Origin of the sequence: Flavobacterium sp. RSP15 (assembly GCF_003968755.1) — a bacterium.
Classification (GTDB): domain Bacteria; phylum Bacteroidota; class Bacteroidia; order Flavobacteriales; family Flavobacteriaceae; genus Flavobacterium.
In genome coordinates, this window is sequence record NZ_RYDL01000016.1 from 1 (window position 1) to 20550 (window position 20550).

The following is a 20550-nucleotide window of genomic DNA, read 5'->3' on the forward strand; positions in this document are numbered from 1 at the left end:
GTCCGCTTCACATAGCGTGTTTCTTCATGTTTTTCCATTAGGATACTTTTTGTGTATCGCTATTTCAGGACGGGACATTTTATATTAATAAAAACCTTATAAAATAATAGAGAAGTTTTTATCGTTTCAAAGAAAAATGGGATTTATATTCTTTTAAAACAGAGTCCTCAGTATAGAAAATTGAAAACCAGTAATCATCCGCTGGGAGTCCATATCCATTGAAAGTTCCATCCCAACTGGAATCGTTTGGCAAAAATTCTTTCAATAGTTTTCCATAACGATCGAAAATATATAATTTTAAATTTTCTTGATTTGATATTCCAGTAATGTTCCAGGTATCGTTAAATCCATCTCCGTTTGGAGTAAAGAATTTAGGGCTGTTGATAAGTTTCACTGTTACTGGAATGGTGAAAGTTCCGCAATTGGCATCGCTGACTGTTACTTCATGAATTCCGGAACTCACATTGGTGAACACATTACTCTTTTGAGGGGAACCTGCATCTAATGAATATAAGAAATTACTTCCATCACCTACAAATGGGACGGCAGTAACAATTATAGTTTGGTTGTCCGTAAACCATCCGCTGGTTGTAAAAGTTACAGAGGCTGGTTTTGAAGATTCAATAACCGTAAAAGAGACGCTGTCAGCAGTACAGCCAAAAATGGATAAGTTCGTAACAGTGAGCGTATAGTTTCCAGGTTCATTTGTTGACAAATTCTCAGCAGTACTTATTAAAGTTCCATCTTCACTTTTCCATTTAAAGGAATATTGTGGTGCAGTAAATCCACTTTCAATCAAGGCATTGGTGGTGATTCCGGTATCAATATCGATACAAATGGTAGGAACGATAAGGACTGGTTTTGGTTTTTTGGTGATAGTAATTACCATCGGTTTTTCGGCAGGACAAATCACTGTTGCTGATGTTCCTGATTGGGCATAGCCATAAATAGTGGTTGAAACAGTGATGAAATCCCCAGGGAATTTTTCAGTGTTGTTGCCTCCCGGACCACCTGGATTGGTGAAGTATCGTGTTACAGGAGCTGTATACAAAGGAAGTTCAAAAGATTCACATCTGGTGACAGGAGTAATAGGTGTAATAATTGGAGTATTATAAATGGTGACAATAAAAGGATCTTCATCAATGCAGGTAACTCTATTGTTGTTTTCTACATATACAAAAAGCGTTGCTGTGGCAGTTATTGGGGAATAAGGAGGCAGTAATTGCACTCCAGTTCCATAGGGACCATTGGAAGCAGTGTAATAACTTCCAATCCCTACTATGGTTGGTAAATTAAAACTATTGCAGGCATATTGATCTGCTATGTCATTTACAAAAGTGACTAAAACATCTATACTGTATTCTGATACGCAGCTGTTCGTGGCGATAGCAGGAGCATAAACATAGATTGTTTTTGAGGTTGTCAAAACAGTACCGGGCGGTAAGACAGGATTTGTGGGTGAGGGTCCGCCTGTAAATTCGTAATATTCCCCGTTTATCAAATTATCTAAAATATAATTTTGGGCACATCGAATAACTTCAACTGGTTTTGCATCAATTGCAGGCGATTTATTGATGGTAATTAAGAATTCTTCTTGCACATAACAGGGTCCGGAAGTAGCTTTGTCATAAAAATACATGATTTGCGTTGTCGTTACAGGATAGCCCACTGGCCGAAGCGTACCTGTTCCTAAAGTTCCCGTGAAATAATTTCCTGAATGTGCTACTGCAGGTAAATAATAGACGTCGCATTGCGGATCTGTATCTGCTAATACTGGTAAAGGTGCAATATTTACCGTAATGGTAAAACGTAAATTATCGGTACACGTTTGACCTGTGACATAAAACCAAAGTGTTGTAGTGGCATTAATGAATGTTCCGGCAGGAATAACTGTTCCGCCACCCGCAGGAGCAGTTCGATATTCTCCTACTGTTAATGCAGGCAGTTTATAGGCGGAACAGGAGTTTACATCTGTTGGAGGCGTGATGCTTGATAGATTAATAAAAACTTTAAAGATTTTTTCATCAGCACAATTTTTTGGAGACGTAGCTGTTTCTTTATAAACGTAGATTTGAGTAGTTGTATTTATTACTGTTCCAGCAGACAAAAGAGATCCGCTCTTGTTACTGCCTGTATAGTAGACGCCGCCACTGAGATCCGCCGGCAGAATATAGGATGTACATGCAAATTGATTTACATAATTCGGCAATGCAGTAAAGGGTATTATTGTGATTTCAAAAGGGTTTTCTAGTCTACAAGACGGGGTAACCGTAGTATCCTCAAACCATACATATATCCTGTTTATTCCCACAGTATTTATTGTGGATCCAGCAGCTAATTGTGTGTTTCCGGGAGTGCTACTACCTCCGCTTTGAGTGAAATATTTTGAATAGGGTAAAGTCGGAAGCGTATATTTTGTACAATAGGTTTCGGAAGCAGGTGTGATTGCACTTAAATTAGCAATAGTAACATTAAAAGAATCTTGATTGGTACACACTCCGGATTGATTGAAAACATATAAATTAGTTGTCGTTGTAGTTATCACGTTTCCGGCAAAAAGTTGCGTTCCAGTTCCATTAGTTCCAGTCCAATATTGTGCTCCGGCATTTAGCAATACAGGTAAGGTATAGGACGTACAAACAAACACATCGTTTAACATATCGACTTGAGGTAATGGAGATACTAATAATTGAAAACTAGTAACAACATAACAATTAGGATTTGAAATGTTTTGTAATCGAACCCACAAGGTTGCGCTTGGCGATAACAATTGGTTGCTCGAATTTAGAGTTATGATGTTAATATTGTTATTAGCTCCAACTAATGATGAGTGAAAAGTAAGTATCTTGTCCGAGGTATTTTGAGAACCTATGATCGATGCAATTTGTGACGTCAAATTGAAATTAGCTTTTAAAGGGCTTTCAGATAAATTTCTGGAGCATAATGTTGCATCTGCCGGGGTATTTGCAATTTGTGGTGGCGGAACAATAAGCAATTGGAAAGACCTGATCTCGTAGCATAATGTATTTGGGTTTTCAATTCTGACAAAAATTTGCGTGCCACTTTCAGTACTCGCAATCGTCTGAAGGATTGGTACTGCTCCAGTATTCCCAATGGCATCTCCATTAGTTAGGTGATAGGAAATAATAGTGTAAGCAGGCAAATCATCTAAAGCACCAGCTGTTCCGGACGATTGGTTAACGCCGGCTAGAATGATTATGCTGTTTTTATTTAAATCAAAATCAGAGGATGAAGCTCCGGAATCACACACGTAAATGTTAGGAACGGTATTTAATACACCAATCTTAGGGTAAATTTCTATAATGATTTCATCGGTAACCGCGATGCATTCAGGTTCTTTATACGTGACACTGTAGGTATGAATTCCGGAGCTAACCAGTGGAGTAATTGTGTTGAGGTTCAGTGTTTTTCCTGTTTGTGTGGGAGAGAATACTATTCCATTTTTTTTCCAAACAAAAGTAGTTGCCGGATCTAAACCTGACGCTGATAATGTTGGCAACGTGTTTCCTGGGCAAATTGCAGCCTTGTTTGCCGTTGTGTAATCCAACCCCAATACATCTTGACCAATATTAAAACTATTGGCTTCCAGAAATATTGCAGAATCATAACCTATATTATTTCCACCATCAGCAATTACTAATTTAATGCGGTACACATGAGTTACATCCAAACTGGCTGCAGAGGCTATCATGGAAATCGTTTGCCCATTAAAATTTATCGCAGGTCCAAATCCAGGGCCATTAAAAGCACCAAAATAGCTCGGGTAGGCAGAAGGACAATTAGAATTATTGGTGTTATTTCGTATTGTTTCGACAGAAACCGGTATCATTGTACCGGGAATTACTGCTAAATTTACAGTACTCCCTCCAGCAGTTACATCCTTCAGAAGAAATGCAAAAGCATCAGAAAAATTACACTGGGAAGTCCCATATTCTTCGGAAGCAAAAAGAAAATAAAAATCAAAACTGGGTGTTTTGGGTTGAAAATCAAATTCAATATAACTGGCATTTACTGAATTCATAGTTATTCCAGACTGAGAAAGTAAATTAGCTTCTAAATCTGAATCGCCAGACCATGCTGGAAAACCATCGCTGAGAATAGTAGTATTTGGGGCCGGAATTTTAGTCACATCTCCCGTGCTTAATACTACTCCGCTTGAAAATGGAAAGGCAGTATTGGTATTTTCAAAATAACCAATTCCGTTTGAAGATCCAAAAGCAGTTCCTGTTCTCGAAATTACATTAGTACTTAAAACACAAGGGGAGTTCACTAAGACCTGATTTACCAGTTGGTTAACCGTATATTTTGTTGTACTTATTGTAACTGATTGGGAGTAAGAAGTATGTATAACAATCAGCAATATAAAAATAAGTATATTTTTCATGTTGTAGGTCGTTAATTTGCATAGTAAAAATAATGAAAATTGAATTATCATCTTTGAAAAACACTAAAATTATAGTAACTGAATCTTAAAAATAGTTACAAAACGGTTTTTTTGATCCAATAGTGATTATAAGATGTAATTGAACAACTTTTATAAACATATTAAGGAATTAGAATTATCTTTGCATTTTTAAATTTACATCATGACATTATCACAGATTCTTACGCCCTCCATCGAAAAAGCTGTAAAAGCCTTATTTGAAGTTACCATTGATAAGGTTGAATTTCAAACTACACGCAAAGAATTTGAAGGGGATATCACCATGGTTATTTTCCCATTGTTGAAAGTAGTCAAAAGTAATCCTGTAGAACTAGGGAATAAAATAGGAGCTTATTTGGTCGAAAACATGGTAGAAGTAAGTCGATTTAATGTTGTTTCAGGCTTTTTAAATATTGTTATTTCTGATGACTATTATTTGGATTTCTTTAATGAAATAAAAGATGATGTACACTTTGGTTTTGTAATGCCTTCTCCTAATGACAAAGCGGTTATGGTAGAATATTCTTCACCAAACACAAATAAACCATTGCATTTAGGTCACGTACGCAACAATCTTTTAGGATATTCGGTGGCGGAGATTATCAAAGCTTCTGGTAAAAAAGTGTACAAAACTCAAATCATTAATGATAGAGGAATCCATATTTGTAAATCGATGTTGGCTTGGCAAAAATTCGGAAATGGAGAAACTCCAGAATCAACAGGATTAAAAGGAGATAAATTAGTAGGTAATTATTATGTTGCTTTTGATAAAAAGTACAAAGAAGAAATAGCGCAATTAATAAGCGCAGGTAAAACAGAAGAAGAGGCAAAGAAACAAGCACCAATTATTTTGGAAGCGCAAGAAATGTTATTGAAATGGGAAGCTGGGGATGCCAAAGTAATCTCGCTTTGGAAAACTATGAACCAATGGGTTTATGATGGTTTTGCTATTTCGTATAAAAACCTTGGAGTCGATTTCGATAAATATTATTACGAAAGTAATACCTATTTATTAGGAAAAGATGTTGTTCAGATTGGTTTAGACAGAGGCGTTTTCGAAAAAGATCCGGATGGTTCCGTGTGGATTGATTTAACGGACGAAGGTTTAGATCGTAAAATTGTATTGCGTTCTGACGGTACTGCAGTTTATATGACGCAAGATATTGGTACTGCAATCCAGCGTGTGAAAGATTATCCAGATGTAGGCGGAATGGTTTATACCGTTGGGAATGAGCAAGATTATCACTTTAAAGTGTTGTTTCTTATCTTGAAAAAATTAGGTTTTGATTGGTCTAAAAACCAATTTCATTTATCATACGGAATGGTAGATTTGCCTTCTGGAAAGATGAAAAGCCGTGAAGGAACGGTTGTTGATGCCGATGATTTAATGCAGGAAATGATAGATACGGCGCAAAAAATCGCAGAAGATTTAGGGAAATTAGACAACTATTCTGCGGAAGAGAAAAGTAAGCTATATAAAACTATAGGTTTGGGTGCTTTAAAATATTATATTTTGAAAGTAGATCCTAAAAAGCGAATCCTATTTAATCCGGAAGAATCGGTAGATTTTGCCGGAAATACCGGTCCGTTTATTCAATATACGTATGCCAGAATTCAATCTATTATTCGTAAAGCAAATTTTGACTTTTCGAATAAATCAAAAGTTGCAATACTTCATGAAAAAGAGAAAGAATTGGTGAAACAGTTAGCGTTGTTTCCTGAAGTGATACAAAATGCAGCGCAGCATCACAGTCCGGCTTTGCTTGCAAATTTCACCTATGATATAGTTCGGGAATACAACTCATTCTATCAGGCGGTTCCTATTCTTGGCGAAGAAGATTTTGAAAAGAAAATTTTCCGAGTTCAATTATCTAAAAAAGTAGCAGATACTATAGCGGCTTCCTTTAAACTATTAGGTATTAGTGTGCCGGCAAGAATGTAATATTGGTATATTTTTTGCGTTAATAATTACTTAATAATTTAAAAATACGATTATGAAAAAATTTTCAATCTTAGCTTTACTTGCACTTGTAATAAGTTCTTGTACAAATGATCCCGCTTCAGGAGGGAATGTAACCTTGAAAGCCTCCGCGGTGTCTACAACAGCTAAGACTTCTCTAAATGCTCGTACTGCTGCCTCTACAGTAGTTTTTACTGATTTTAAAATTAATATTGGGAATATCGAATTTGAAACCGACATGGAAGATGCGATGTACAGTATGGATCCCAAATATGATGACGTTAAACTTAATGGGCCATTTTTATTAGACTTGCTTGATCCAAACCTAACGTTAAGTCCATTTATTACTTCTGTAAATGTTCCGAATGCGAGATATGAGGAAATCGAATTTAAATTCGAAAAATCTACTTTACTTGATGAAATGAATGGTAAGACTTATTTGATTAAAGGAACCATAAATGGGAAACCATTTATTATCTGGAGTGATGAGGATGCCGAACTTGAATTGGATTTTGAAGACCAAAACAAAGATTTCACTATCAACAGTAATGATTTATCTTTAAACATTAAAATACATCTTGATGCTTTAATGAATAAATTAACAACTTTGGCAGACCAAGGCCTATTATTAGATACCGATGGAGACGGAGTTATCGAAATTAGTACTGGTAATGATGATAGTCACAACGATATTGGTGACTTCATGAAAAATTTACTAGAAAATGAAATAGATTTAGACGACAACGATTAATCTAAAGTTAATTGATCATACAATAAAAGAGGCTATCTGAAGAAGATAGCCTCTTTTTATTTATAATACTATTTAAACTTCAAAATCAAATGCTTAAATTTGCGCCTTAATTAAAGAGAAAAAAAGTATGTTCGATAATTTAAGCGATAAACTAGATAAAGCCTTTCATATACTTAAAGGTCACGGAAAAATCACCGAAGTAAATGTAGCCGAAACGTTGAAAGAAGTTCGAAGAGCCTTGCTTGATGCGGATGTCAACTTTAAAATCGCTAAAGATTTTACCACCAAAGTAAAAGAAAAAGCAATTGGACAGGATGTATTGACAACACTTCAACCTGGACAATTACTAGTAAAGTTAGTAAAAGATGAATTGACAGAATTAATGGGTGGTGATGTTGCCGGAATCAATCTTTCCGGGAATCCAACGGTTATTTTGATGGCTGGTTTGCAAGGTTCCGGGAAAACTACTTTCTCGGGAAAATTAGCGAATTATCTTCAAACAAAAAAGAACAAAAAGCCATTATTAGTAGCCTGTGATATTTACCGTCCAGCGGCAATTCAACAATTATATGTAGTTGGAGATTCGATAGGGGTGGAGGTATATTCTGAGCCAGAAAATAAAAATCCGGTTGAAATTGCGCAAAACGCAATCAAACATGCAAAAGCAAATGGATTCAATGTCGTGATTGTCGATACTGCTGGTCGTTTAGCTGTCGATGAGGAAATGATGAACGAAATAGAACGTGTTCATAAAGCCATCGAGCCACAAGAAACCTTGTTTGTAGTGGATGCAATGACCGGACAAGATGCTGTGAATACAGCAAAAACCTTCAACGAAAGATTAAATTTTGATGGAGTTATTTTGACTAAATTGGATGGAGATACGCGTGGTGGAGCAGCAATTTCGATCAAATCAGTTGTTAATAAACCAATCAAATTCGTAGGTACAGGGGAAAAGATGGATGCCATTGATGTGTTCTATCCAATTCGTATGGCCGAAAGAATCTTGGGGATGGGAGATGTTGTGTCTTTGGTAGAAAGAGCCCAAGAACAATTTGACGAAGAAGAAGCACGAAAAATACAAAAGAAAATTGCCAAAAATGAATTCGGTTTTGATGATTTCCTTTCTCAAATTCAACAAGTAAAGAAAATGGGTAATATGAAAGATTTGGTTGGAATGATACCAGGTGCTTCAAAAGCCATGAAAGATGTGGAAATAGAAGACGATGCTTTCAAACATATTGAAGCCATTATTCACTCGATGACTCCAGTTGAAAGGAGCAAGCCGGCTCTAATTGACGTGAAAAGAAAAGCCCGAATTGCTAAAGGCTCCGGTACCAAAATCGAACAGGTGAATCAATTGATGAAACAGTTCGAACAAATGAGCAAGATGATGAAAATGATGCAAGGGCCAGGAGGTAAAAACCTTATGAAAATGATGGGTGGTATGAAAGGTGGAATGCCAGGAATGAGATAAAATGAGTCAAAAGCCGAAAGTCTTAAAGTTGTAATGACTTTAAGACTTTCGGCTTTAATACATTAAACTAAATAAAAATGCAATTACTAGACGGAAAAAAAACTGCGGAAGATATAAAAAGCGAGATTGCTATTCAAGTGCAGAAAATGAAAGCTGACGGGCAGAAAGTGCCCCATTTAGCAGCGGTTCTTGTTGGGTCAAACGGCGCAAGTTTGACTTATGTTGGCAGCAAAGTAAGATCATGTCAACAAATAGGATTCGAATCTACATTGGTTTCTTTAGCGGAAGACATCTCGGAAGTTGAATTATTGGCAAAAATCAAAGACCTCAATGAAGATGATGAATTAGACGGTTTCATTGTTCAATTGCCTTTGCCCAAACACATCGACGAGCAGAAAATCCTGATGGCTATTGATCCTGATAAAGATGTGGATGGATTTCATCCAACCAATTTTGGAAAAATGGCTTTAGAAATGGAAACGTTTTTGCCCGCAACGCCTTATGGAATAATGGAATTGTTAGAACGTTACAAAGTAGAAACAGCGGGCAAGCATACTGTCGTTATTGGGCGAAGCCATATTGTGGGTCGACCAATGAGTATTTTGATGAGTCGCAAAGGTTATCCAGGGGATTCAACTGTAACTCTTACGCACAGTAGAACCAAAAATATAGAAGAATACACTAAAAATGCCGATATCATTATTACGGCTTTAGGAGTTCCTAATTACCTAAAAGCAGATATGGTGAAAGAAGGTGTTGTGGTTATTGATGTGGGTATTACCAGAGTGGAAGATAGTTCACATCCAAAAGGATATGTGATTACCGGTGATGTTGATTTTGAAAATGTAAGTAAAAAAGCATCGTTTATTACTCCGGTTCCGGGTGGAGTAGGACCTATGACCATTGCAATGTTATTGAAAAATACGCTTTTGGCACGGGAAATGAAAAGAAATAAATAAAGAGAAAATAGTTTTGATTGAAAGCCTTAGACAGCAGTTTAAGGCTTTTTTTAGTTTAAAAATGTATAAAATTCTGATAATTGAAGCGGAAATGGAATTTAAAGAATACTTTTGTACCACTTAAAAAAACCTTTAAAATGGACGATTATTATTCGGAAATGTTGAACTAATATAGCGCTTGAACGATTTTCAGGAGGCTGTACATAAACCTATAGAATTTTTGAAATGAGAGCTTTTTACAAAAACAATAACGGATTAATTGCCACCGCTGAATGGACTCCTAACTGCTGGATAAATATTGAATGCCCTACCAAAGCCGAAAAAAAATATTTACTCGACGAATTACAAATTCCCGAAGCATTTTATAACGACATTGAAGATATTGACGAAAGACCAAGGATAGAAATTGAAAATGGTTGGACTTTGATCATCATGCGAATTCCTGTGAAGAGTAATGATGTGAAGTTGCCTTTTCATACGATTCCTGTTGGAGTTGTTTTTAAAGGAGAAGTTTGTATTACCATCAGTTTTCATAAAACGGAAATGCTTACTGATTTTGTAACCTATACCAAACGCAAGAACATCAATATTAAAGACAACTTCGATTTAGTGCTCAAATTATTACTTTCCTCCAGTGTTTGGTTTTTGAAATATTTAAAGCAAGTCAATCAAAAAATAAGATTAGCCGAGGACAATTTAGAAAAGTCAATTAAAAATGAAGAATTACAAGCGTTGCTTCAAATAGAAAAATGTTTGGTATTCTTTATGACTTCCTTGAAAGGGAATGATATCCTATTGCATCGAATCAAGAATATAAAGTCCCAAAAAGAATATTTTGATTTAGATTTACTGGAGGATGTTGAAATTGAATTGCGTCAGGCACAGGAAACCACTAATATTTATAGCGACATCTTAACGGGAACTATGGATGCGTACGCTTCTGTGATTTCTAATAACATGAATGCGATTATGAAGCAGATGACTTCGATTTCGATTATTCTGATGATTCCAACATTGATTGCCAGTTTGTACGGAATGAATGTGCCTAATGATTTACAAGACAATCGTTATGGAATCTGGATTGTCATTTCCGTATCTGTTTTATTATCTGCTTTTGGTGTGTTTTTGTTCAAAAGAAAAAGATGGTTTTGATAGAAATAGATTTCAACTTTAAATTTCACTATTCCTGAGACTATGGATTTACTTTAATAGTGTATCAAAAAGTTTTAATTTTCCAAAATAATGATTTTGAAATAAAAGTATAATACTATGTTTAGGGTTAAATAATAGCTGTATACACCAAATAATGGTCTTTTTTAGAGTTAAAGCGCCTTGTTAATGATGGCTTTATGAAATATTTTTCGCATAATTTAGGATAGGCCAAATTTATAAACTACATTTATTTCTCAAATAAATTACTATCTAATGAGAAAAAAATTACTGTTTTTATTCGTACTTTGTTTTGGTATCACTCACGCTCAAAAGGACTACCTGAGCTATGAAAACCTTACTAAAAGTCTAAAAGAGCTTGACGCCAAAAGTAAATATTGCACTGTAAAATCAATTGGTAAAAGTAGTGGAGGCAGAGAAATATGGGTAGTAACAATTTCCGAATCAACCACTCCAAAACCAGCTTTGCTTATCACAGCCGGGCTTGACGGAAAATACCGTGCTGGTACACAGATCACCTTAAAAATGATTGATAACGTATTGAAAAACGACAAGTTAGTTGCGATTTTAAAAGAAAAAACGATTTATTTTGTTCCTGCTGTAAATCCGGATGCCATAGATGCTGCTTTTGGTGCTGTAAAAATGGAAAAGCGCGGTAACGATACCAAAACAGATGATGACAGAGACGGTAAAATAGGCGAAGACCCTTTTGAAGATTTAAATAAAGATGGTTTAATTACGCAACTTCGGATTGAAGATGTAACAGGAAGTTTCATTGAAAGCCCAGAGGATTCCCGTGTTTTAATAAAAGCAGATCCAACAAAAAATCAGGTTGGCAAGTATGTTTTAATTTCAGAGGGAATTGATACCGATAAAGACGGAATGTTTAATGAAGATTTTTCAGAAGGAGTCAATATCGACAAAAATTTTACTTTTGATTATCCTGCTTTCGAAAAAGGGGCAGGAGTTTATGTAGCTTCTGAGCCAGAAACCAGGGCACTTCTTGATTTTTTATATTTGAATCAGAATATTTATGGTGTACTTACTTTTGGGATGCACAATAATTTATCTGAGACTCCAAAGTATGATAGTAAGTTAGCTAGTTCTAGAATTATTAAAGGATGGTTAGAAAAAGATAGTAAAGCAGCAGAGCAGGTTTCTAAATTATATACCCAAAAAGCGGCAATCAAAGGTGGCCCTAAAATGCCGATGACCAAAGGAAATTTTGCGCAAGCCGCTTATTTCCATGCAGGGAGATTCAGTTTTTCAACACCAGGCTGGTGGGTTCCTAAAGTAGAGGCTAAAAAAGATTCGCTGTATTCTAAATTAGAAAAGCCAGCAGAAAAAGATAAAGAGGAATTGAATTCAGAAGTCTCTTTTTTAAAATGGGCTGATAGCCAAAATATAAAAAATGTTTTTGTTGACTGGTCAGTTATTAAACATCCTGATTTTCCAAATCAAAAAGTAGAAGTAGGAGGTTTTATCCCTTATGCTCTGAACAATCCACCTGTGAAATTTTTAGAAGAAACAGCGAATAAACATATGCTTTTTGTGGAAGAACTTTTGGCAGCCATGCCAAAAATTGAAACAAATGTTGCCGAAGTAGAAAAGATAAAGGAGAACTTATACCGCGTCACTATAAAAGTGGCCAATAAAGGGTTGCTGCCTACTTATACTGAAATAGGAGACAAAATCCGATTTGTTTCTAAAATGAAAACAGAAATTCTACTCCAAAAAAATCAAATCATGGTTTCTGGCAGGAAATATTTTATCCGTAATAGTATGCAAGCGGATGAATCAGAGGAATATTCATGGTTGATTTCAGGTACAGGAAAAGTGACGATCACTACAGGTTGTGCCACTGCAGGATTTAAAGAGGTAATTGCTGATTTGAAATAATAAGTTGACTTCAAAAAAATAAAAAAGGATATTGAATCCTCACCGATAAAAAGTAAAAAAATGAAAAAATACATACTATTCAGCTTGTTCAGTTTTGTTTTTTGGGTTACTAATGCTCAAAAAAATGGTATTGCTCCACAAGATTTAAATGGCATCCGTGCCATTGGTTCCCCTGCTAATCCCAAAGTAAAAATGACTTGGGATCAGTACCATGATTATGCACAGGTGACTCAGCTAGGAAGAGATTTGGTGAAAGCCTATCCAAATTTAGTTAAAATGGAATCCGTAGGGAAATCCTATGAAGGAAGAGATCTTTGGGTATTAACGATCTCTGATTTCGATTCCGATAAAGTTGAAAACAAGCCTGGTTTTTATATCGATGGCGGAATTCACGCAAATGAAATGCAAGGTGTTGAGGTTGCCATGTATACGGCATGGTATTTAGCGGAGAGTTTTCAAACTATTAAATTCATAAATACTTTATTAAAAGAAAAGGTGTTTTATATTGTAATGACTATCAGTCCTGACGGGCGGGAAAATTTTATTTACAAACCGAACAACTCTAATACCTCTCGTTCAGGAATGCGTCCTTTTGATAATGATGGTGACGGTCTGGTGAATGAAGATACGCTTGATGATTTAGATAACGACGGGAATATCGTGATGATGCGCAGAAAATCAAAAATAGGACGATGGAAAACAGATCCTAAATATCCTACTCGCATGTATCAGGTCAAAGGAGATGAAATAGGAGACTATGAAATGTTAGGGTATGAAGGTTTAGATAACGATAAAGATGGTTTAGTAAATGAGGATTTGATTGGGACGTATGATCCAAACCGAGATTGGGGATGGAATTGGCAACCTAATTATGTTCAAAATGGGGCATTGTTTTATCCAGGTACACTTCCTGAAACCCGTGCTATAAAAGCCTTTATTATCAATCATCCCAATATTGCCGGAGCACAAAGCTACCATAATTACGGCGGAATGTTTTTAAGAGGTCCCGGCGCTGCAGAAGACGATGCGTTATTTGCTCCACAAGATATTGAAGTGTACGATAATATTGGAAAGTTAGGGGAAAAAATGATTCCCGGTTATAATTATTTTGTAATTCACAAAGACTTGTACACTGTTTATGGTGGAGAAATTGATTTTTTGTCTTTGACTCGAGGGATATTTACTTTTAGTAATGAATTGATGACTTCCTATAAGTTATTTAACCAAAAAAATACCGCTGGACGATGGGATAATGATGAATTCAATGAATTTGATAAATACCTGTTGTTTGGTGATGGCTATGTAGAATGGAAGGAGTTTAATCATCCGCAGTTTGGCGATATTGAAATAGGAGGTCCTAAAAAGAATTACATTCGGAATCATCCGGGGTTTATGATTCAGGAAGATGCACACAGAAACATGGCGTTTTCATTGTACCATGCGTATCAGACTCCAAAATTAGAAATTGTAGGTATTGAAACTGAAAAGCTTTCAGGGGATTTAGTTGCAGTGACTGCCACAATTATGAATACAAGGATCATTCCAACCCATTCGCGACATGATGTAAAAAACAAGATAGAGCGTCCTAATTATATCAGTTTAGCGGGTAGTACCGTTGTAGCGGGTATGACAGTTCAAAACGAAGATTTGAATTTATTTACAGAACAAAAATTCAGTCCAGAGACCATTGCAGTACCTATTATTGAAGGGATGGGTAATGTAAAAGTAAGATGGATCGTTAAAGGAAATCCTTCAGGAGCAACGGTAAACGTTTCCAGTGCCAAAGGCGGAATAGTCTCTGAGAAAGTAAAATAGATAAATACTACTGTGGTTTTTAATCAGTACAAACGTGTAATTTGTTTTAGAGTGAAGTGCTATTCAGTACGCTTTAAAATGGTTTCTAAAAACCCAGACTAGCTCTGGGTTTTTTATTTATAATTGTTTTTTAATAATCGCCTCGTCCTTTAAATCTAGGATCATCTCTTTTGATAAATTCCGTTCTTCTTTTTGGTACTTCTGTTTTTGGTAAACTGGCTTCTTCGGTTTTGATCGAAGGTTCGATGAGTTCGTTTAATTCTTTGATTTCGGCATCAGTCAAATCACGGAAACGACCCACAGGAATGTCCAGCGAAATATTGATAATTCGGATGCGTTTTAATGCCGTAACTTCATACCCCAGGTATTCACACATTCTACGAATTTGACGGTTTAAACCTTGTGTCAACACGATTTTAAAAATGGTAGAACTAATTTTTTCTACCTTACATTTTCGGGTGACGGTGTCTAAAATTGGTATGCCATTTCCCATTTTTTCAATAAAACGATCGGTGATGAGTTTGTTGACCGTTACGGTATATTCTTTTTCGTGATTGTTTCTTGCACGTAGTATTTTATTGACGATATCGCCGTCATTGGTCATAAAAATCAATCCTTCACTGGCTTTGTCTAATCGTCCTATAGGGAATATACGTTTGGGGTAATTGATGTAATCTACAATATTATTGCGAACCTGCAGATTTGTAGTGCATTCGATTCCTACCGGTTTGTAGAAAGCAAGATAAACAGGCTTTTCATTTTTCTCACGGATTAGTTTGCCGTCAATACGCACTTCATCATGGTGAGAAACTTTGGTTCCTAATTCCGGTACGACTCCATTGAGGGTTACACGACCTTCTGCAATGATTTTGTCAGCTTCGCGGCGGGAGCAATACCCGGTTTCTCCTATGTATTTATTGAGTCGTTTTAGATTTTCTTCCATAATACAAAAGTAATGAATTTGGAAATAGTTATAGGAGTTTTGTATAATCTTTGTCATTTGGACAAAGCAGAAATGGCGTAACGATCATACTATTCTGATGGTGTTTGTTTTACTCCGTTTCAAATAAAAAGTGGGAGACTTTTTTATACAACCCATCGTCATGCATGCTATGCCCTAACCCATTAGTTTCAATGAAAATAGAATTTTTCCAGGTGCTGGCTATTTTTTTTCCTTCTTCAAATAAAACAACTGTATCATTAGTGTCATGAGCGATTAATCCTTTTGTTTTTATTTTAGTAGCAAAATGCTTGGCTGAGAATTTTTCAAGTTTTAGTTTAAAATGGTGTAGATAATGTGCTTCAAGTCCTTTTGAAATTTTAGAGTTTAAACTCAACATTGCAATATAATTATCGAGAATAATTTTGAAATCACTCGGCGATCCTAAAATCACCATTTTCTCAATAGTGTTGTTTTGATAAACAGATTGATAATACAAGCAGGTTTTTCCTCCTAAGGAATGGCCAATTAGGTATTGCGGTTTAAATTTTTGAACTATAAAATCAATAGATTTAGCATATTGGGGAATATTAAATTCCTTTCCACTTGATAAGCCATGAGCAGGAGCGTCGATTGCTATGATTGTACTACCGGATTTTTTTAAATAGGGTACCATTTTTTTCCAGCGTGACGCATTGCTTTCCCATCCATGCACGAGGAGTATTACAGTATTATTTCCTTTCCAAGTATAGGTTTGAATGTCGTGTCCGTTATGCTGAAAAGTTTCCGCAGCTGTTTCTTGTAGTATTTTAGGAAGTTTTGTAGCAGTAAGCCTGCCTTCTCGGGGTTCGCTAAAAAGAGAATAAGCAAGTTGGGTTGCCTTGTCAAGAAATACGTAGCTTAATAAATTTACGTATAATCCAATAGTTTTAGTAAACAGATAATAAAGTATTTTTTTCATAAAAAAAAAGTCCCGATTGGTATCGGGACTTAACTATAATTAGAATTTAGAAAACAATTGTTCCATTTTCTCTTTTTCTTCGTCAGCCAATACACTGTCGACTAATATTCTTCCGGAGTGTTCATCAGTAATGATTTTTTTTCTGGAAGCAATTTCTACTTGTGTTTGTGGGGGTATCGTGAAGAAAGATCCTGCAGAGGCTCCTCTTTCGATAGAAACAACAGCTAAACCATTGCGAACACTTGTTCGGATTCTAGTGTATGCTTTTAGCAATCGTTCTTCTATTAAAGCTTGGTATTCTTGTGATTTCTCAGTTAAGAACGCTTCTTCTTTAGCTGTTTCTGCCATAATGGCGTCTAACTCTGATTTTTTATGCTTTAAGTGATTTGACTTCGCTTCTAATCTTTCTTTAGAACTAGAAATTACTTCTTTCTTGTGTTCGATTGAAGCTTTCATTTCTTTAATTTGTTTTTCAGACAACTGAATTTCTAATTCTTGAAATTCAATTTCTTTAGTCAACGAATTAAATTCTCGGTTGTTACGAACCGTTTCTTGTTGCTTAGTATATTTTTTGATGGACTCTTTGTGCTCATCAATTGCATTCTTTTTTACTTTGATTAGATCCTCAACAACTTCGAGTTCTCCTTTCAGTTTTTCTGAACGGGTGCTTAAACCTGCAACTTCATCTTCTAAATCGTCTACTTCTAAAGGAAGTTCTCCTCTTACGTTTCTGATTTCGTCAATTCTAGAGTCAATAAGTTGTAAATCATAAATTGCTCTTAACTTGTCCTCAACACTTAATTCTTTCGTATTCGCCATATTCTATAAGTACTTAACTGGATTTGAATTTTCTTCTGATAAAATAACTGCAAAATTAAGGATTTTTTTCCGAAGATACTCAACAATATAATTTTTTGTATAACGTTCGCTTTCAAAATGTCCTATATCGGCCAATAGCAACTTGTTTTCGGCCTCATAAAATTGATGGTACTTAAAATCGGCAGTCAAATAGGCGTCTGCTCCGGCCTGAATTGCATTTTTTATGGCAAAACTTCCCGCTCCGCCCAACACTGCTACTTTTTTAATTGTTGCACCTGTAAAACCGGAATGCCGAATTCCGCCGCACTCCATTTTTTCTTTTGCAAAAAGCAGAAACTCTTTTTCATTCATGGGATTTTTTAATTCGCCTATCATGCCTAAGCCAATATTTTGGTTTTGGTTTTGCAATTCATAAATTTCATAGGCCACTTCCTCACAGGCGTGGCTATTGAATAAGGCTTTCAGGATTTTTTTTTCTAAATGTTTTTCGAAAGTGACTTCGATTTTGATTTCGTTTCCTTGTACAAATTCAAATCGTTCTCCAACTTGCGGATTGCTGTGCTCGTTTCCCATATAGGTTCCAATTCCTTCCGAATTAAAACTGCAATTTTCATAATTCCCAATCTTTCCCGCTCCTGCCTCAAAGAGGGCATTTCGTACTTCTTCCGCATTTTCAGGAATCGTGTAGGTTACTAATTTCCGAATGAAGTTTTGCTTTGGAATCAGGATTTTTGTATGTATTAATCCTAATGCATCACTAAATATTTTATTTACACCTTCCTGATGATTGTCCAGCGCAGTGTGAACGGCATATATAGCTATGTCATTTTTTATGGCTTTGATAACAGCGCGTTCCACGTAGTTTTTACCCGTTATTTTTTTCAATCCAGAAAATAAGATGGGATGAAAACAAACCACCAGATTGCATTTTTTTGCAATCGCTTCGTCAATTATATTTTCTAAAGCATCATGGCAAACTAAAATACCTGTAGCCTCCGTTTCCTGATCGCCAACCAATAGTCCTACATTGTCAAAATCTTCAGCATAGGCGAGTGGCGCCATTTCTTCGAGTACGTCTATTATTTCTTTGATTTTCATATTTTTGACTCTGATTTACACAGATATATTTTTATACACAGATTCAAAGTTATTTTTAATTTGCGAAAATTTGTGAAATCTGTGTTAGATTTTTAAATCAAAGATAATTTATTCTACTTTCGTAAAATGAATTTACTTCGAAAATTACTATTCCCTTTTGCCGTTTTGTATGGTCTAGTAACGTGTATTCGGAACTTTCTTTTCGATAAAGGGGTTTTAAAATCATACTCGTTTGAATTGCCTATTATTGCTGTTGGGAATCTTAGTGTTGGAGGAACCGGAAAAACGCCCCAAATTGAATATTTGATTCGCTTGCTTTCGGATAAATATAAAATTGCTACATTAAGTAGAGGCTATAAAAGGCAATCTAAAGGTTTTATTTTGGCAGAAGCCACTTCGAATGCAGAAACCTTGGGAGATGAACCTTTTCAGTTTTATCAAAAATTCCCATCGATTCAAGTTGCGGTTGATGCCGACAGAAAAAATGGAATAGAGCAATTGCTTTCGCAATCCATAAAACCAGAAGTGATTTTGCTTGATGACGCTTTTCAACATCGAAAAGTAAAAGCGGGTTTTTATATTTTATTGACTTCTTATGGTGATTTATATTCGGATGATTGTATGTTGCCAACCGGAAATTTACGCGAAAGCCAAAGCGGAGATGCAAGAGCAAACGTGATTATTGTAACCAAATGCCCTTTTAATCTTTCATCAGAGGAACAGGAAGATATTAAAAAGAGATTGAATCTTACGACAAATCAAGAATTATACTTTACTTTTATAGCATACGATGGTTATATTTATGGGGAAAATTTAAAGATTAAAGGGAATGAAATTCAAGATGCTGCTAAGGTACTAGTGGCAGGAATTGCAAAACCGGAACCATTTTTCGCTTATTTTAAGGATACTAATGAGGTCTGTTTGTCTTTTCCGGATCATCATAATTTTACCGATAAAGACATTTTAGAAATTAAAAAGTTAGCTCAAAACAACATGATTATCACTACCGAAAAAGATTATATGCGATTGAAAGGAAGTTTACCAAGCGGACAACTCTTTTATCTGCCTATAAAAAGTACTTTTATTTCCGGGAGTGAAAATTTTGATAAAACAATTACAGATTATGTGGGAACAAGTACAGGAAACCGTTAGTTACATTAAGCAAAGAATTGATTTTACGCCAGAATATGGTGTGATTTTAGGATCAGGATTAGGGAGTTTTACCGATGAAATGAAGGTAGAATATACACTGCCCTACAATGAAATTTTAAATTTCCCTGTATCGACGGTACAAGGTCATAAAGGGGCCTTGGTTTTTGGAACAATAGGCGGTAAGAAAGTAGTGGCCATGCAGGGACGGTTTCATTTTTATGAAGGCTATTCGATGACTGAAGTGACTTTTCCGGTGCGAGTGATGAAGTTTTTAGGGATTGAGAAATTAGTGGTTTCAAATGCATCAGGCGGTGTGAATCCGGCCTATAAAGTAGGCTCTATTGTGATGCTTACGGATCACATCAATATGACGCCGGAGCACCCTTTACGTGGGAAAAATGACGAACGTTTTGGACCTCGTTTTGTAAATATGAGTGAGCCGTATTCGAGAAAAATGATTGCAAAAGCGACTGAATTAGCTAAGCAACTTCATATCGAGGTTCATGAAGGAATTTATCTGGGGCTTCAAGGGCCTACTTTTGAAACTTTGGCGGAATATAGAATGGTCAAGACTCTTGGTGCAGATTGTGTTGGGATGTCAACCGTTCCTGAAGTAATTGTGGCCCGTCACATGGATCTGGAGACCTTTGGAATTTCTGTAATTACGGATATGGGTAATGAAGAAAGTATTGGCACTATTTCACACGATGAAGTATTGGAAGCAGCAAAAAAAGCTGAACCGCAAGTGAGGAGTCTTATTAAAGAATTGATTTTAAACTATTAATGACTAGATGTATTCAGCAATCGTTTTGTAAAATTCCTCAGGGACGAACGGTTTTGTAATGACTTCATTCATTCCAAAAGACAAGAGCATTTCGCGGTTTTCATGCAATGAGATCGCCGTAAGGACAATGATGGGTGTAGTTTTATCAAATATTCTAATTAATTCTGTAGCGATCGTGCCGTTGATTCCAGGTAAATGAACGTCCATATGAACCAAGTCAAATTTACTTTTTCGAACTAAATCAATGGCATCTTCCCTATTGTCAACTAATTCACAAATGATTCCTTTATTGATCAGCATCTTTTTAGTGATCATTTGGTT

The 20550-nt window shown here is 35.8% G+C and carries 15 protein-coding genes; 9 read left to right on the forward strand and 6 right to left on the reverse strand.

Annotated elements, in window-relative coordinates; genetic code table 11:
- Nucleotides 1-118 precede the first annotated feature (118 nt).
- Nucleotides 119-4405 (reverse strand): T9SS type B sorting domain-containing protein, encoded by a 4287-nt coding sequence (locus EKM00_RS13160; RefSeq protein WP_158614901.1) that lies wholly within the window; start codon nt 4403-4405, stop codon nt 119-121.
- 202 nt (nt 4406-4607) lie between these two features.
- On the opposite strand from EKM00_RS13160, the gene argS reads away from it, so the two are divergent.
- The 7 genes from argS to EKM00_RS13195 all read left to right on the forward strand — a co-directional run bounded on the left by argS (nt 4608) and on the right by EKM00_RS13195 (nt 14475).
- Nucleotides 4608-6386 carry an arginine--tRNA ligase gene (gene argS, locus EKM00_RS13165; protein ID WP_126516492.1) on the forward strand — a complete coding sequence of 593 codons (1779 nt, stop codon included), beginning with the start codon at nt 4608-4610 and terminating at the stop codon, nt 6384-6386.
- A gap of 52 nt (nt 6387-6438) precedes the next feature.
- Complete coding sequence (locus EKM00_RS13170) at nt 6439-7155, forward strand: hypothetical protein (RefSeq protein ID WP_126516493.1); 717 nt, start codon at nt 6439-6441, stop codon at nt 7153-7155.
- A 127-nt stretch (nt 7156-7282) separates the two neighbouring features.
- Entirely contained in the window at nt 7283-8632 is a 1350-nt protein-coding gene (gene ffh, locus EKM00_RS13175; protein WP_126453574.1) for a signal recognition particle protein, read from the forward strand.
- 77 nt (nt 8633-8709) lie between these two features.
- Nucleotides 8710-9591, forward strand: coding sequence for a bifunctional 5,10-methylenetetrahydrofolate dehydrogenase/5,10-methenyltetrahydrofolate cyclohydrolase (locus tag EKM00_RS13180; protein WP_126453576.1), 882 nt, complete (start codon nt 8710-8712; stop codon nt 9589-9591).
- Nucleotides 9592-9816: 225 nt separating this feature from the next.
- Complete coding sequence (locus EKM00_RS13185) at nt 9817-10743, forward strand: magnesium transporter CorA family protein (RefSeq protein ID WP_126516494.1); 927 nt, start codon at nt 9817-9819, stop codon at nt 10741-10743.
- A 273-nt stretch (nt 10744-11016) separates the two neighbouring features.
- Entirely contained in the window at nt 11017-12660 is a 1644-nt protein-coding gene (locus EKM00_RS13190; RefSeq protein WP_126516495.1) for a M14 family metallopeptidase, read from the forward strand.
- A 60-nt stretch (nt 12661-12720) separates the two neighbouring features.
- Nucleotides 12721-14475, forward strand: coding sequence for a M14 family metallopeptidase (locus EKM00_RS13195; RefSeq protein WP_126516496.1), 1755 nt, complete (start codon nt 12721-12723; stop codon nt 14473-14475).
- A gap of 130 nt (nt 14476-14605) precedes the next feature.
- Here the strand turns inward: EKM00_RS13195 and rluF are convergent, their stop codons facing one another.
- From rluF to EKM00_RS13215, 4 genes are all read right to left on the reverse strand, one after another.
- A complete protein-coding gene (gene rluF / locus EKM00_RS13200; protein WP_126516497.1) occupies nt 14606-15418 on the reverse strand; it encodes a 23S rRNA pseudouridine(2604) synthase RluF in 813 nt (270 codons plus the stop codon).
- A 109-nt stretch (nt 15419-15527) separates the two neighbouring features.
- Complete coding sequence (locus EKM00_RS13205; RefSeq protein ID WP_126516498.1) at nt 15528-16376, reverse strand: alpha/beta fold hydrolase; 849 nt, start codon at nt 16374-16376, stop codon at nt 15528-15530.
- A gap of 39 nt (nt 16377-16415) precedes the next feature.
- On the reverse strand, nt 16416-17195 hold the full coding sequence (locus EKM00_RS13210) for a zinc ribbon domain-containing protein (RefSeq protein WP_126453591.1): 780 nt from the start codon (nt 17193-17195) through the stop codon (nt 16416-16418).
- Between the two features lie 3 nt (nt 17196-17198).
- Nucleotides 17199-18293, reverse strand: a complete 1095-nt coding sequence (locus EKM00_RS13215) for a Nif3-like dinuclear metal center hexameric protein (RefSeq protein ID WP_126516499.1) — start codon at nt 18291-18293, stop codon at nt 17199-17201.
- Between the two features lie 126 nt (nt 18294-18419).
- Between EKM00_RS13215 and lpxK the strand changes: the two genes are divergently transcribed.
- Nucleotides 18420-19445 carry a tetraacyldisaccharide 4'-kinase gene (gene lpxK / locus EKM00_RS13220; protein WP_126516500.1) on the forward strand — a complete coding sequence of 342 codons (1026 nt, stop codon included), beginning with the start codon at nt 18420-18422 and terminating at the stop codon, nt 19443-19445.
- On the forward strand, nt 19417-20229 hold the full coding sequence (locus EKM00_RS13225; protein WP_126516501.1) for a purine-nucleoside phosphorylase: 813 nt from the start codon (nt 19417-19419) through the stop codon (nt 20227-20229). Before lpxK ends, EKM00_RS13225 begins: the two co-directional genes overlap by 29 nt.
- A 3-nt stretch (nt 20230-20232) precedes the next feature.
- Here EKM00_RS13225 and EKM00_RS15010 read toward each other — a convergent pair whose 3' ends face one another.
- Complete coding sequence (locus EKM00_RS15010) at nt 20233-20544, reverse strand: response regulator (protein ID WP_233592300.1); 312 nt, start codon at nt 20542-20544, stop codon at nt 20233-20235.
- Between the last annotated feature and the right edge of the window lie 6 nt (nt 20545-20550).

Coding starts and splice junctions, on each gene's coding strand:
- EKM00_RS13160 (WP_158614901.1), bottom strand. CDS start 4,405: ATGAAAAATATACTTATTTTTATATTGCTGATTGTTATACATACTTCT.
- argS (WP_126516492.1), top strand. CDS start 4,608: ATGACATTATCACAGATTCTTACGCCCTCCATCGAAAAAGCTGTAAAA.
- EKM00_RS13170 (WP_126516493.1), top strand. CDS start 6,439: ATGAAAAAATTTTCAATCTTAGCTTTACTTGCACTTGTAATAAGTTCT.
- ffh (WP_126453574.1), top strand. CDS start 7,283: ATGTTCGATAATTTAAGCGATAAACTAGATAAAGCCTTTCATATACTT.
- EKM00_RS13180 (WP_126453576.1), top strand. CDS start 8,710: ATGCAATTACTAGACGGAAAAAAAACTGCGGAAGATATAAAAAGCGAG.
- EKM00_RS13185 (WP_126516494.1), top strand. CDS start 9,817: ATGAGAGCTTTTTACAAAAACAATAACGGATTAATTGCCACCGCTGAA.
- EKM00_RS13190 (WP_126516495.1), top strand. CDS start 11,017: ATGAGAAAAAAATTACTGTTTTTATTCGTACTTTGTTTTGGTATCACT.
- EKM00_RS13195 (WP_126516496.1), top strand. CDS start 12,721: ATGAAAAAATACATACTATTCAGCTTGTTCAGTTTTGTTTTTTGGGTT.
- rluF (WP_126516497.1), bottom strand. CDS start 15,418: ATGGAAGAAAATCTAAAACGACTCAATAAATACATAGGAGAAACCGGG.
- EKM00_RS13205 (WP_126516498.1), bottom strand. CDS start 16,376: ATGAAAAAAATACTTTATTATCTGTTTACTAAAACTATTGGATTATAC.
- EKM00_RS13210 (WP_126453591.1), bottom strand. CDS start 17,195: ATGGCGAATACGAAAGAATTAAGTGTTGAGGACAAGTTAAGAGCAATT.
- EKM00_RS13215 (WP_126516499.1), bottom strand. CDS start 18,293: ATGAAAATCAAAGAAATAATAGACGTACTCGAAGAAATGGCGCCACTC.
- lpxK (WP_126516500.1), top strand. CDS start 18,420: ATGAATTTACTTCGAAAATTACTATTCCCTTTTGCCGTTTTGTATGGT.
- EKM00_RS13225 (WP_126516501.1), top strand. CDS start 19,417: ATGTGGGAACAAGTACAGGAAACCGTTAGTTACATTAAGCAAAGAATT.
- EKM00_RS15010 (WP_233592300.1), bottom strand. CDS start 20,544: ATGATCACTAAAAAGATGCTGATCAATAAAGGAATCATTTGTGAATTA.